12 protein-coding genes, 4 tRNA genes and 2 rRNA genes (1 of these 18 running past the window's edge) are annotated in these 12594 nt (G+C 57.6%); all 18 read right to left on the bottom strand.

Annotated features, from left to right (window positions below; genetic code table 11):
• Position 1: 1 nt before the first annotated feature.
• Complete coding sequence (rpoB, locus tag ACK56M_RS02625; RefSeq protein ID WP_013970631.1) at positions 2–4075, bottom strand: DNA-directed RNA polymerase subunit beta; 4074 nt, start codon at positions 4073–4075, stop codon at positions 2–4.
• Complete coding sequence (locus tag ACK56M_RS02620; protein WP_167506580.1) at positions 4075–4245, bottom strand: hypothetical protein; 171 nt, start codon at positions 4243–4245, stop codon at positions 4075–4077. The genes rpoB and ACK56M_RS02620 overlap by 1 nt, the downstream gene beginning before the upstream one ends.
• Positions 4246–4295: 50 nt before the next feature.
• A complete protein-coding gene (gene rplL, locus ACK56M_RS02615; protein WP_013970630.1) occupies positions 4296–4667 on the bottom strand; it encodes a 50S ribosomal protein L7/L12 in 372 nt (123 codons plus the stop codon).
• Positions 4668–4745: 78 nt separating this feature from the next.
• The gene (rplJ, locus tag ACK56M_RS02610) at positions 4746–5246 is read right to left on the bottom strand and encodes a 50S ribosomal protein L10 (protein ID WP_003257082.1); all 501 of its coding nucleotides are present in this window, start codon (positions 5244–5246) and stop codon (positions 4746–4748) included.
• Positions 5247–5443: 197 nt separating this feature from the next.
• Positions 5444–6139 (bottom strand): 50S ribosomal protein L1, encoded by a 696-nt coding sequence (rplA, locus tag ACK56M_RS02605; protein WP_013970629.1) that lies wholly within the window; start codon positions 6137–6139, stop codon positions 5444–5446.
• Positions 6139–6570, bottom strand: coding sequence for a 50S ribosomal protein L11 (gene rplK / locus ACK56M_RS02600; RefSeq protein WP_003255500.1), 432 nt, complete (start codon positions 6568–6570; stop codon positions 6139–6141). Before rplK ends, rplA begins: the two co-directional genes overlap by 1 nt.
• Positions 6571–6689: 119 nt before the next feature.
• Entirely contained in the window at positions 6690–7223 is a 534-nt protein-coding gene (gene nusG, locus ACK56M_RS02595) for a transcription termination/antitermination protein NusG (protein WP_003255501.1), read from the bottom strand.
• Between the two features lie 9 nt (positions 7224–7232).
• On the bottom strand, positions 7233–7601 hold the full coding sequence (gene secE, locus ACK56M_RS02590; RefSeq protein ID WP_108481584.1) for a preprotein translocase subunit SecE: 369 nt from the start codon (positions 7599–7601) through the stop codon (positions 7233–7235).
• 44 nt (positions 7602–7645) lie between these two features.
• A tRNA-Trp gene (locus ACK56M_RS02585) sits at positions 7646–7721 on the bottom strand.
• A 54-nt stretch (positions 7722–7775) separates the two neighbouring features.
• Positions 7776–8969, bottom strand: coding sequence for an elongation factor Tu (gene tuf, locus ACK56M_RS02580; protein ID WP_013970626.1), 1194 nt, complete (start codon positions 8967–8969; stop codon positions 7776–7778).
• Positions 8970–9047: 78 nt separating this feature from the next.
• Positions 9048–9123 (bottom strand) — tRNA-Thr (locus tag ACK56M_RS02575).
• A 29-nt stretch (positions 9124–9152) separates the two neighbouring features.
• Positions 9153–9226 (bottom strand) — tRNA-Gly (locus ACK56M_RS02570).
• Between the two features lie 24 nt (positions 9227–9250).
• A tRNA-Tyr gene (locus ACK56M_RS02565) sits at positions 9251–9334 on the bottom strand.
• A gap of 153 nt (positions 9335–9487) precedes the next feature.
• Positions 9488–9913: a hypothetical protein gene (locus ACK56M_RS02560; RefSeq protein ID WP_015268745.1), complete on the bottom strand. Its 426-nt coding sequence runs from the start codon at positions 9911–9913 to the stop codon at positions 9488–9490.
• A gap of 7 nt (positions 9914–9920) precedes the next feature.
• On the bottom strand, positions 9921–10670 hold the full coding sequence (locus ACK56M_RS02555; protein WP_015268744.1) for a pantothenate kinase: 750 nt from the start codon (positions 10668–10670) through the stop codon (positions 9921–9923).
• Entirely contained in the window at positions 10660–11619 is a 960-nt protein-coding gene (gene birA / locus ACK56M_RS02550) for a bifunctional biotin--[acetyl-CoA-carboxylase] ligase/biotin operon repressor BirA (RefSeq protein ID WP_015268743.1), read from the bottom strand. The genes ACK56M_RS02555 and birA overlap by 11 nt, the downstream gene beginning before the upstream one ends.
• Positions 11620–11889: 270 nt before the next feature.
• Positions 11890–12005, bottom strand: a 5S ribosomal RNA gene (gene rrf, locus ACK56M_RS02545).
• Positions 12006–12136: 131 nt separating this feature from the next.
• Positions 12137–12594: ribosomal RNA gene (locus tag ACK56M_RS02540) — 23S ribosomal RNA — on the bottom strand; it runs 2434 nt beyond the window's last position.

Raw genomic sequence — 12594 nt, 5'->3', positions numbered from 1 at the left:
GTTATTCGGTTTCCAGATCGATATCGATACCGAGCGAACGGATCTCTTTGATCAACACGTTGAAGGACTCGGGCATGCCCGGCTCCATACGGTGATCGCCATCCACGATGTTCTTGTACATCTTGGTACGGCCGTTCACGTCGTCCGACTTCACTGTGAGCATTTCTTGCAGGGTGTATGCCGCGCCGTATGCTTCCAGCGCCCACACTTCCATCTCCCCGAAACGCTGACCACCGAACTGCGCCTTACCACCCAGCGGCTGCTGGGTAACCAGGCTGTAGGAACCAGTGGAACGCGCGTGCATCTTGTCGTCCACCAAGTGGTTCAGCTTGAGCATGTACATGTAACCAACGGTCACAGGACGCTCGAACTTGTTGCCGGTACGGCCATCGAACAGCACCATCTGGCCGCTCTCTGGCAGGTCGGCCAGCTTCAGCATGGCCTTGATCTCGCGCTCCTTGGCACCGTCGAAGACCGGGGTAGCCATTGGCACGCCCTTCTTCAGGTTGTGGGCCAGGGCCAGGATCTCTTCGTCGGTGAACTCGTCCAGGTTTTCCTGACGACCGCCGATCTCGTTGTAGACCTCGGTCAGGAACACGCGCAGTTCAGCGGCCTTGCGCTGCTCTTCGATCATGCGGTCGATCTTCTCGCCCAGACCTTTGGCCGCCAGGCCCAGGTGGGTTTCGAGGATCTGACCGACGTTCATACGCGAAGGTACACCCAGCGGGTTCAGTACGACATCGACCGGAGTACCGTTGGCGTCGTGCGGCATGTCTTCGACCGGCATGATTACCGAGACGACACCCTTGTTACCGTGACGACCGGCCATCTTGTCACCCGGCTGGATGCGACGGCGGATTGCCAGGTAAACCTTGACGATCTTCAGTACGCCCGGTGCCAGGTCATCACCCTGCTGCAACTTGCGCTTCTTGTCTTCGAACTTGTCGTCCAGCAGACGGCGACGATCGACGATGTACTGCTGAGCCTTTTCCAGCTGCTCGTTCAGTGCATCTTCGGCCATGCGCAGTTTGAACCACTGCCCGTGCTCCAGACCATCCAGCACTTCGTCAGTGATCACGGTGCCTTTCTTCAGGCCCGCGCCACCGTCGACCACCTGGCCGTTCAGAGCAGAACGCAGACGCTCGAAGGTTGCACCTTCGACGATGCGGAACTCTTCGTTGAGGTCCTTGCGGATCTCGTCCAGCTGCATCTTCTCGATGGCCAGAGCGCGGCTGTCGCGCTCGACGCCATCACGGGTGAAGACCTGTACGTCGATGACGGTACCCTTGGTGCCGGTTGGCACGCGCAGGGAGGTGTCCTTAACGTCGCTGGCCTTCTCACCGAAGATTGCGCGCAGCAGTTTTTCTTCCGGAGTCAGCTGGGTTTCGCCTTTTGGCGTTACCTTGCCGACCAGGATGTCGCCAGCGCCGACTTCGGCACCCACGTAGACGATACCGGCTTCGTCCAGCTTGTTCAGTGCGGCTTCACCCACGTTCGGGATGTCCGCAGTGATTTCCTCTGGGCCAAGCTTGGTGTCACGCGCCACACAGGTCAGTTCCTGGATGTGGATGGTGGTGAAGCGGTCTTCCTGAACCACACGCTCGGACAGGCAGATGGAGTCTTCGAAGTTGAAGCCGTTCCACGCCATGAACGCGATGCGCATGTTCTGACCCAGTGCCAGTTCACCCATGTCGGTGGACGGGCCGTCGGCCATGATGTCGCCACGCTGAACCTTGTCACCCTTGCTCACCAGCGGACGCTGGTTGATGCAGGTGTTCTGGTTCGAACGGGTGTACTTAGTCAGGTTGTAGATATCCACACCTGCTTCGCCGGTTTCCACTTCGTCGTCGGCAACGCGAACAACGATACGGCTGGCGTCGACCGAGTCGATCACGCCACCGCGACGAGCAACCACGCAGACACCGGAGTCACGGGCAACGTTGCGCTCCATGCCGGTACCTACCAGCGGCTTGTCGGCGCGCAGGGTCGGTACAGCCTGACGCTGCATGTTCGAACCCATCAATGCACGGTTGGCGTCGTCGTGCTCGAGGAACGGAATCAGCGACGCAGCGACGGAAACAACCTGCTTCGGCGAAACGTCCATCAGGGTGACGTCTTCCGGCGCCTTGACGGTGAATTCGTTCAGGTGACGAACAGCTACCAGCTCATCGATCAGCTGCTTCTTCTCGTTCATCGCGGCCGAAGCCTGGGCGATGACGTGATCCGCCTCTTCAATGGCCGACAGGAACACGATGTCGTCACTGACCACGCCTTCCTTCACTACGCGGTACGGGCTTTCCAGGAAGCCGTACTGGTTGGTGCGGGCATAGGCTGCCAGGGAGTTGATCAGACCGATGTTCGGACCTTCAGGGGTCTCGATCGGGCACACACGGCCGTAGTGGGTCGGGTGTACGTCACGGACTTCGAAGCCGGCACGCTCACGGGTCAGACCGCCTGGGCCGAGTGCGGAGACGCGGCGCTTGTGGGTGATCTCGGAGAGCGGGTTGTTCTGGTCCATGAACTGGGACAGCTGGCTGGAACCGAAGAACTCTTTCACCGCTGCCGCAACCGGCTTGGCGTTGATCAGGTCTTGCGGCATCAGGCCTTCGCTTTCCGCCATCGACAGGCGTTCCTTGACCGCGCGCTCGACACGCACCAGGCCAACGCGGAACTGGTTCTCGGCCATCTCACCGACGCAACGTACACGACGGTTACCCAGGTGGTCGATGTCGTCGACGATGCCTTTGCCGTTACGGATGTCGACCAGGGTCTTCAGAACCTCGACGATATCTTCCTTGCTCAGCACGCCCGAACCTTCGATCTCGGTACGACCGATCCGACGGTTGAACTTCATGCGGCCAACGGCGGACAGGTCGTAACGCTCGGCGCTGAAGAACAAGTTGTTGAACAGGGTCTCGGCAGCATCCTTGGTTGGCGGCTCGCCAGGACGCATCATGCGGTAGATCTCGACCAGGGCTTCCAGCTGGTTGCTGGTGGTGTCGATCTTCAGGGTGTCGGAGATGAACGGACCGCAATCGATGTCGTTGGTGTACAGGGTCTCGATACGGACGACCTGAGCCTTGGCGACCTTGATCAGCAGTTCAGTGGTCATCTCGGTGTTGCATTCAGCCAGGATCTCGCCGGTAGCCGGATGCACAATAGCCTTGGCAGTAGTGCGGCCCAGGACGTATTCCATTGGAACGTCCAGCTGCTTGACGCCGGCCTTCTCGAGCTGGTTGATGTGGCGCGCAGTAATACGGCGGCCCTGCTCGACGATGACTTTGCCGGTTTCGTCATGGATATCCATGACTGCAACCTCACCACGCAGACGCTGCGGTACCAGTTCCAGGCTGAGTTTCTCGCCGGAAATGTGGAACACGTTGGTGGTGTAGAAGGTGTTCAGCACTTCTTCAGTGCTGTAACCCAGGGCACGCAGCAGCACCGAGGCCGGCAGTTTGCGGCGACGGTCGATACGCACGAACACGCAGTCCTTCGGGTCGAACTCGAAGTCCAGCCAGGAGCCGCGGTAAGGGATGATGCGAGCGGAGTACAGCAGCTTGCCGGAGCTGTGAGTCTTGCCACGATCGTGGTCGAAGAACACACCAGGCGAACGGTGCAGCTGGGAAACGATCACACGCTCGGTACCGTTGATAACGAAGGTACCGTTCTCAGTCATCAGGGGGATTTCACCCATGTAGACTTCTTGCTCTTTGATGTCCTTGATCGCTTTGTTCGACGATTCCTTGTCGAAGATGATCAGGCGCACCTTGACCCGCAGTGGGACCGCGAAGGTCACGCCACGCAGGACACATTCCTTCACATCGAAGGCGGGTTCGCCCAGGCGATAGCCTACGTACTCCAGGGCAGCATTGCCGGAGTAGCTGATGATCGGGAATACCGATTTGAAGGCCGCGTGCAGGCCGACGTCGCGGAACTGATCCTTGGATGCTCCCGCTTGCAGGAATTCGCGATACGAATCCAGCTGGATGGCCAGGAGGTAAGGCACATCCATGACGTCCGGCAACTTGCTAAAGTCCTTGCGGATACGTTTTTTCTCAGTGTATGAGTAAGCCATCAGCGTTCCCCAGCTTGGTCACCTGCTTGTTTGGCTTCTCCCGGCGGGAGCAGCCAGAAAATCGTGCAAACCTCTTGGTTTGCGCCACCCACATGGGTGTCTTGCAGCTTGTTATCGGGGCCGGCCTGACCGGCCACCAATAACGGAAAAAGGCCGGTGGCATAAGCCACCAGCCATCAGCCCTTCGCTCAACGCTCGGACTGGAGTCGCAAGGTCGAGATTACTTCAGCTCGACTTTAGCGCCAGCTTCTTCCAGCTTCTTCTTCGCGTCTTCAGCGGCTTCTTTCGAAACGCCTTCAGCGATAACCTGAGGAGCGCCGTCGACTTTCTCTTTGGCTTCTTTCAGGCCCAGACCGGTCAGTTCACGAACGGCCTTGATCACGTTTACTTTCTTGTCGCCAGCTTCGGTCAGAACGACGTTGAACTCGGTCTGCTCTTCAACAGCGGCAGCAGCGCCAGCAGCTGGGCCAGCAGCAACAGCGGCAGCAGCGGTAACGCCGAAGGTTTCTTCCATCGCTTTGATCAGTTCAACAATTTCCAGAACAGTTTTCTGGCCGATCGCTTCGATGATTTGTTCGTTAGTCAGAGACATGACTTAAATCCTGTATTGGGGTGACAGCCTACGCAGCCATCAAATTAAACGTATGATTTTGAAAGAGTTGCGCGTGCCTTAGGCAGCAGCAGCTTCTTTCTGGTCGCGCAGAGCTGCCAGGGTACGAGCCAGCTTGCTGGTTGCACCTTGGATTACGCTCATCAGCTGTGCGATAGCCTCGTCGCGGGTTGGCAGGGTTGCCAGCACGTCGATCTGGTTAGCGGCAAGGAACTTGCCGTCGAACGCAGCTGCCTTGATCTCGAACTTGTCCTGACCCTTGGCGAACTCTTTGAACAGACGAGCAGCAGCGCCCGGGTGTTCGTTGGAGAAAGCAATCAGGGTCGGGCCTTTGAACGCGTCGTTGAGGATCGAGAATTCGGTGCCTTCAACAGCGCGCTTCAGCAGGGTGTTACGTACGACACGTACGTATACGCCAGCTTCGCGGGCCTCTTTACGGAGTCCGGTCATTGCGCCTACAGTCACACCACGGGCATCAGCCACGACAGCGGACAGAGCGACTTTGGCAGCCTCGTTGACTTCAGCGACGATGGCCTTCTTGTCTTCGAGTTTAATTGCCACGGGTTTACTCCTGGTTTTTACCGTTTCATCTGGCCGAAGCCGGATGTCGTTTTGGTGTCTGATTCGGTAACGAATCGGGAGCACCATCTGCGTGGGCTGGTATTTTAAGGCTTGCGCCGCCTACGGTCTTGGATAGCCCCCGCCAGGCAGGGACCCCAATTTTTGCTGGTGGCGCGACAGGTCGCGCCACCATGTTCTTACACGTTCAGCGAGCTCTGATCGATGACCAGACCTGGGCCCATGGTGGTGCTCAGGGTAACGCGCTTGACGTAGATACCTTTCGAGGAAGCTGGCTTGATACGCTTCAGATCAGCGATCAGGGCTTCAACGTTTTCCTTCAGCTTGCCGGCTTCGAAGCCGACCTTGCCAACGGAGGTGTGGATGATACCGTTCTTGTCGGTACGGTAGCGAACCTGACCAGCCTTGGCGTTCTTGACAGCGCCGGCTACGTCTGGGGTCACGGTACCAACTTTCGGGTTAGGCATCAGGCCGCGAGGACCCAGAACCTGACCCAGTTGACCTACAACGCGCATGGCATCAGGCGATGCGATGACGACGTCATAGTTCAGGTCGCCGCCTTTCATTTCGGCAGCCAGATCGTCCATACCTACGCGGTCAGCGCCGGCAGCCAGAGCGGCTTCAGCAGCTGGACCCTGGGTGAAGACAGCAACGCGAACGGTCTTGCCAGTGCCGTGTGGCAGCACGGTAGCGCTACGTACGACCTGGTCAGATTTACGCGGGTCAACACCAAGGTTAACGGCGATGTCGTAGGACTCTACGAACTTGGCAGCCGGCAGCGAAGCCAGCAGAGTGGCCGCTTCTTCGAAGTTGTAGGCCTTGCCTGCTTCGATTTTCTCGGCGATTGCCTTTTGGCGTTTGGTCAGCTTAGCCATTACACACCCTCCACGTTCAGGCCCATGCTGCGGGCAGAGCCAGCGATGGTGCGTACAGCAGCGTCCAGGTCAGCGGCAGTCAGATCAGCCTGTTTAGCTTTGGCGATGTCTTCCAGCTGAGCACGGGTAACGGTACCGACTTTAACGGTGTTCGGGCGAGCCGAACCACTGGTCAGGCCAGCAGCTTTCTTCAGCAGAACCGAGGCAGGGGTGCTCTTGGTCTCGAAGGTGAAGCTACGGTCGCTGTAGACAGTGATGATCACAGGAGTCGGCAGGCCGGCTTCTTGACCCTGGGTACGGGCGTTGAAGGCCTTGCAGAATTCCATGATGTTCACACCGTGTTGACCCAGTGCTGGACCAACGGGTGGGCTTGGGTTGGCCTGGCCGGCCTTAACTTGCAGCTTGATGTAAGCCTGAATCTTCTTAGCCATGAGCTACTCCAAAATCGGGTACGAACGCCTGTTGGCTCCCCGGATGACTTGCGTTTTATCCCAGTGACGACAAAACCCCGCAGCACACAGGGCTGCGGGGTATGGGATGCTTCGTCCGCCTAGACCTTTTCGACCTGGCTGAACTCGAGCTCCACCGGAGTAGAGCGACCGAAAATGAGCACCGCTACCTGCAGGCGACTCTTTTCGTAGTTAACCTCTTCGACACTACCATTGAAGTCAGCGAACGGACCGTCAATGACTCGAACCACTTCACCCGGCTCGAACAGCGTCTTCGGCTTCGGCTTGTCGCTACCGTCGGCAACGCGACGCAGGATAGCCTCTGCTTCTTTATCGGTGATCGGCGCAGGCTTGTCTGCGGTGCCGCCAATAAAGCCCATCACACGAGGGGTGTCCTTGACCAAGTGCCAAGTCCCTTCGTTCATCTCCATCTGGACCAGTACATAGCCAGGGAAGAATTTACGCTCACTCTTGCGCTTCTGGCCATTGCGCATTTCGACGACTTCTTCGGTCGGGACCAAGATCTCGCCGAAACCGTCTTCCATGCCAGCCAGCTTGACGCGCTCGATCAGGGAGCGCATTACATGCTTCTCGTAACCCGAGTAAGCATGCACAACATACCAACGCTTAGCCACGGGACACCTTTAGCCAACGATCAAGGAGACCGCCCAGCCGAGCAGGGAATCAAGACCCCACAGCAGCAGTGCCATAACCAGCACGACAGCCACGACAATCAGCGTGGTCTGGGTGGTTTCCTGGCGGGTCGGCCACACGACTTTACGAATCTCGGCACGAGCTTCCTTCGCCAGCGCAAAGAACGACTTGCCCTTCGCAGTCTGCAGAGCTACAAAGCCCGCGACAGCAGCCAGGACGAGAAGTGCAAGGACGCGATACAGGATCGGGGAGGCGGAGTAATACTGGTTACCCACTACACCGACAACCACCAAAGCCACTACAGCCAGCCACTTGAACAGATCAAAACGCGATTCTTGGGCTTCAGTTTTGGGAGTCATCGAGGAGGATCCTGTGAGAAGAAAGCCATCACACCGAGGTGAAATGGCAGGTCAGGAGGGAATCGAACCCCCAACCTACGGTTTTGGAGACCGTCGCTCTGCCAATTGAGCTACTGACCTGTAACGCTGTATCAGGCCGGCCATTATACCGGCCTGATCAAGTAAATCAACTACTTATTCAATAATTTTTGCTACGACGCCGGCGCCGACGGTACGACCGCCTTCACGGATAGCGAAGCGCAGACCGTCTTCCATTGCGATGGTCTTGATCAGGGTGACAGTCATCTGAATGTTGTCACCTGGCATTACCATTTCAACGCCTTCCGGCAGTTCGCAGTTACCGGTCACGTCAGTGGTACGGAAGTAGAACTGAGGACGGTAGCCTTTGAAGAACGGAGTGTGACGACCGCCTTCTTCCTTCGACAGAACGTAGACTTCTGCGGTGAACTTGGTGTGCGGCTTGACCGAACCTGGCTTGACCAGAACCTGGCCACGCTCAACGTCGTCACGCTTGGTACCACGCAGCAGAACGCCGCAGTTCTCGCCAGCACGACCTTCGTCCAGCAGCTTGCGGAACATCTCAACACCGGTGCAGGTGGTGGTGGTGGTGTCACGCAGACCAACGATTTCCAGCGGATCCTGAACGCGGACGATACCACGCTCGATACGACCGGTAACAACGGTACCACGACCCGAGATCGAGAATACGTCTTCGATCGGCATCAGGAACGGCTGGTCAACGGCACGAACTGGCTCAGGGATGTAGGCATCCAGAGTTTCTACCAGCTTCTTGACAGCGGTAGTACCCATTTCGTTGTCGTCTTTGCCTTCCAGGGCCATACGAGCCGAACCGATGATGATCGGGGTATCGTCGCCTGGGAAGTCGTAGGTGGACAGCAGGTCGCGAACTTCCATCTCGACCAGTTCCAGCAGCTCGGCGTCGTCTACCAGGTCAGCCTTGTTCAGGAAGACCACGATGTAAGGAACGCCTACCTGACGGGACAGCAGGATGTGCTCACGGGTTTGTGGCATCGGACCATCGGCGGCCGAGCAAACCAGGATCGCGCCGTCCATCTGGGCAGCACCGGTGATCATGTTCTTCACGTAGTCAGCGTGACCTGGGCAGTCAACGTGAGCGTAGTGACGAATGTTCGAGTTGTACTCGACGTGAGCGGTGTTGATGGTGATACCGCGCGCTTTTTCTTCCGGAGCCGAGTCGATCTTGTCGAACTCAACGACTGCCGAACCGAAAACTTCGGAGCAGACGCGAGTCAGAGCTGCGGTCAGAGTGGTCTTACCGTGGTCAACGTGGCCGATAGTGCCGACGTTAACGTGGGGAAGGGAACGATCAAACTTTTCCTTAGCCATCGATACAATCCTCCGCAGAAGAAATAGTCTTGCGCTGATAAAACAAAGGCAGATATTTTCATATCTGCCTTGTTTATATGGAGCTCTTGAGCGGACTTGAACCGCTGACCTCACCCTTACCAAGGGTGTGCTCTACCAACTGAGCTACAAGAGCGAAACACTTTGTGCAAAATCCAGCAAACTTGGAGCGGGTAGCGGGAATCGAACCCGCATCATCAGCTTGGAAGGCTGAGGTTCTACCACTAAACTATACCCGCGGAGCTTGCGGCTCTCGCTAAAACTGGTGGAGGGAGAAGGATTCGAACCTTCGAAGCTCTCGCAACGGATTTACAGTCCGTCCCCTTTGACCGCTCGGGAATCCCTCCAGATGTGGCCGGCATTCTATTTGTCTGCCGCCCTAGTGTCAAGCGTTTTTTTCAAATTTTTTCAATCAAATCTGAAACTTAGCTGCTTTGACACTGCTTCCAGTTCTGCCACCTGAGTGGTCTTCCCTGTGAAGCGGGCGCCATTCTATCAAGCTATTCGCCAGTTGCAATACCCTGGCAGAAAATAATTTTGTGTTTTAAGTCTTTGAAATCGTTGGAAAGAGTCGCAAGGACGGTTTGGTCCAGCAAACGCTCGCTTTCCGGGGCAACCTTGAGCCAACGACCGTCCGCCCCTGGCAGCTGCCCCACCACCGGCAGCGTGGCAATATCCAAGCTCATCAAACGCTGACGCAGCGCATCGAGCTGCCCCTGCCCCATCACACCACCGACCACCAGGCACTCGTCCCGCCGCTTGGGCGGTGCCGACACCCCTGTTTCGCGCAACAGGCGGATTTCTTGCTGATTGCCCTTGTACAGCGACAAGGGCGCGACTTCCTTGACCTTCAGCGGGGCTTCCTGCTGGTGCCACACGTAATAGAAGACGTTAAGCACCAGTAACAGCAGAAACAACCAACGCATAGGCACCTCAATCCAATGGGCAGGCCATGGCCAGGCCTACAAAAACCAGGTCAGGCACGACACGCGCCTGGGGGACGGCCTCCTTTACCAGCGGCGCATCGCCACCTGTGAGGAACACCGTGAAATCCTCCCCCCACAATGCACGCGCCTGTTCGAGCTGGGTACGCGCAAAACCCTGAAGCATCAACACGCAACCGCGCTCGACCGCCTCGACCGTCGAGCGTCCCGGCGCCAGACTGGCCAATGCCCGCTCGGCGGAAGCATCGTCATAACGGATACGCCGGGTGTGCGTACGCAACTGGCTACGCATCAATGGCATCCCCGGGCAGATGTAGCCACCCAGATGCTCGCCATTCGCCGCCACGAAATCCGCTTTTGCAGCGGTCCCCAGATCAATGACCAGGCAGGCGCCCCTGGCCAAGTGAAAGGCTCCTAGCGCCGCCAACCAACGGTCCATGCCCAGGCGCTGGTAATCGTCATAGCCATTGCGCACACCCGCCATTTCCCGGGCCGGGTGCGCCACCCGTGCCTGCACGGCAAACGCCTGGGCAATCAGCGCGCAAAGCGCATCGGTTTCGTCCTCACTGCGCACACTGACAATGCGGCAACCGCTGAGACGCACCGAAGCCAGTGCAGCCACTTCGGCCACCAGCGCCTGATCGGAGTCGACGATACCGCCGCTTTCAATCACTGCATCAGCGACATGGATTACTCGCCATTTGATGAAGCTGTTACCGCAATCGAGCTCAAGAATCATCACGCAACCTCAAACTGAGCTCACCACCACTGAAGCTCTTCTCCACCCCGTCCACCTCAAGGCGCAAGCCGCCCTGCCCGTCGACGCCAAGAACCACGCCATCAATACGCGTGCTACCGGCAACCAGAGAAACACTGCGCCCCTGCCAGAGGTGCGCCTGTTCCCATTCTTCCTGGAATGCGGCAAACCCATAGCGACGATGCCGTGCCAATTCGTGCTGCAACTGCTGACTGAGCAACGCTACCAGCCGGTTACGGTCTATTGCCGCACCTATTTCGCGACGCATCGAGGTCCACATCTGGTCGACCTGATCGTTGGTTTGCATGTTCACATTGATGCCAATACCCAGCACCACATGACAAACATCTGCCGGGTCGCCCACTAACTCCAGGAGGATACCGGTGATCTTTTGCCCGCGAACGAGGACATCGTTGGGCCATTTGAGCCCCACATCCCTTACACCAAAAGCCTGCAGGGTACGCATTACCGCCAATCCAACCACCAGGCTCAAGCCCTCGAGCTGGCGCATGCCACCATCCACGCGGAGAACCAGGCTGTAATAGAGGTTTTCGGCAAACGGGCTGACCCACTGCCGACCGCGCCGACCACGGCCGGCGCTCTGGCGCTCGGCCAGGACCAGGAATGGAGCGATCTGCCCTTCCCCGGCGAGCCGCAAGCCTTCGGCATTGGTCGAGTCGATGGTTTCGTGGATGAACACGGGCCAACGCTCGCCTTCGGCAAACTCGGAGATCGCCTGTGCATCGAGCAAAGCCAGTGGCGCCGCCAGCTGATAGCCGCGCCCACGAACCTTGTGAATGGTGAGGTTCAGTTCGCTCTCCAGGTGCTGCAGCTGCTTCCAAACGGCGCTGCGACTTACCCCGAGGGCCGACCCCAGAGCTTCTCCGGAATGGAACCGACCATCCTTGAGGAGATTCAACAACTTCAGCATGCCAGTCTCGACTTGGAATAAGGCAGGCATGATAGCTATGGGCCGTTGGCTTGCATAGGAAAAGGGCCCGCCGGCAGGGCGATGGGGATCCTGCAGCATACCCTGAAGACCCCGCCGCACTTATGGGCTTTCGCCGCAAAGCAGGCGACGCGGTGGATGGCACCGGCCTTGCTGGTGTTCGCAGGTGAACCCGCTGTATGCCCGGGAATTTTTGCGCCACAAAGACAAAACCCCTACCTGCATGTGCAGATAGGGGTTTTGCGAAATGAATCTTGACGATGACCTACTCTCACATGGGGAAACCCCACACTACCATCGGCGATGCATCGTTTCACTGCTGAGTTCGGGATGGGATCAGGTGGTTCCAATGCTCTATGGTCGTCAAGAAATTCTGTTGCCAGAATGTCCAGATGGACAGCCCAGCGAATTCGGATATGCGATATTTGTGATGTTGCGAACTTTCGGTTGTTTCGTCTTCACCACCGCAATCTGCGTTAGCAAATTGCTTGGGTGTTATATGGTCAAGCCTCACGGGCAATTAGTATTGGTTAGCTCAACGCCTCACAGCGCTTACACACCCAACCTATCAACGTCGTAGTCTTCGACGGCCCTTCAGGGGATTCAAGATCCCAGTGAGATCTCATCTTGAGGCAAGTTTCCCGCTTAGATGCTTTCAGCGGTTATCTCTTCCGAACATAGCTACCCGGCAATGCCACTGGCGTGACAACCGGAACACCAGAGGTTCGTCCACTCCGGTCCTCTCGTACTAGGAGCAGCCCCTCTCAAATCTCAAACGTCCACGGCAGATAGGGACCGAACTGTCTCACGACGTTCTAAACCCAGCTCGCGTACCACTTTAAATGGCGAACAGCCATACCCTTGGGACCGGCTTCAGCCCCAGGATGTGATGAGCCGACATCGAGGTGCCAAACACCGCCGTCGATATGAACTCTTGGGCGGTATCAGCCTGTTATC

Origin of the sequence: Pseudomonas sp. s4 (assembly GCF_046764235.1) — a bacterium.
GTDB lineage: Bacteria > Pseudomonadota > Gammaproteobacteria > Pseudomonadales > Pseudomonadaceae > Aquipseudomonas > Aquipseudomonas asiatica.
The sequence above is the reverse complement of the archived record's forward strand: the minus strand, read 5'-3'. Positions and strand labels throughout refer to the sequence as shown.

Excerpts from the sequence above, each read along its gene's own strand:
- rpoB (WP_013970631.1), bottom strand. The coding sequence starts at position 4,075 with ATGGCTTACTCATACACTGAGAAAAAACGTATCCGCAAGGACTTTAGC.
- rplL (WP_013970630.1), bottom strand. The coding sequence starts at position 4,667 with ATGTCTCTGACTAACGAACAAATCATCGAAGCGATCGGCCAGAAAACT.
- rplA (WP_013970629.1), bottom strand. The coding sequence starts at position 6,139 with ATGGCTAAGCTGACCAAACGCCAAAAGGCAATCGCCGAGAAAATCGAA.
- rplK (WP_003255500.1), bottom strand. The coding sequence starts at position 6,570 with ATGGCTAAGAAGATTCAGGCTTACATCAAGCTGCAAGTTAAGGCCGGC.
- secE (WP_108481584.1), bottom strand. The coding sequence starts at position 7,601 with ATGACTCCCAAAACTGAAGCCCAAGAATCGCGTTTTGATCTGTTCAAG.
- tuf (WP_013970626.1), bottom strand. The coding sequence starts at position 8,969 with ATGGCTAAGGAAAAGTTTGATCGTTCCCTTCCCCACGTTAACGTCGGC.
- ACK56M_RS02560 (WP_015268745.1), bottom strand. The coding sequence starts at position 9,913 with ATGCGTTGGTTGTTTCTGCTGTTACTGGTGCTTAACGTCTTCTATTAC.
- ACK56M_RS02555 (WP_015268744.1), bottom strand. The coding sequence starts at position 10,670 with ATGATTCTTGAGCTCGATTGCGGTAACAGCTTCATCAAATGGCGAGTA.
- birA (WP_015268743.1), bottom strand. The coding sequence starts at position 11,619 with ATGCTGAAGTTGTTGAATCTCCTCAAGGATGGTCGGTTCCATTCCGGA.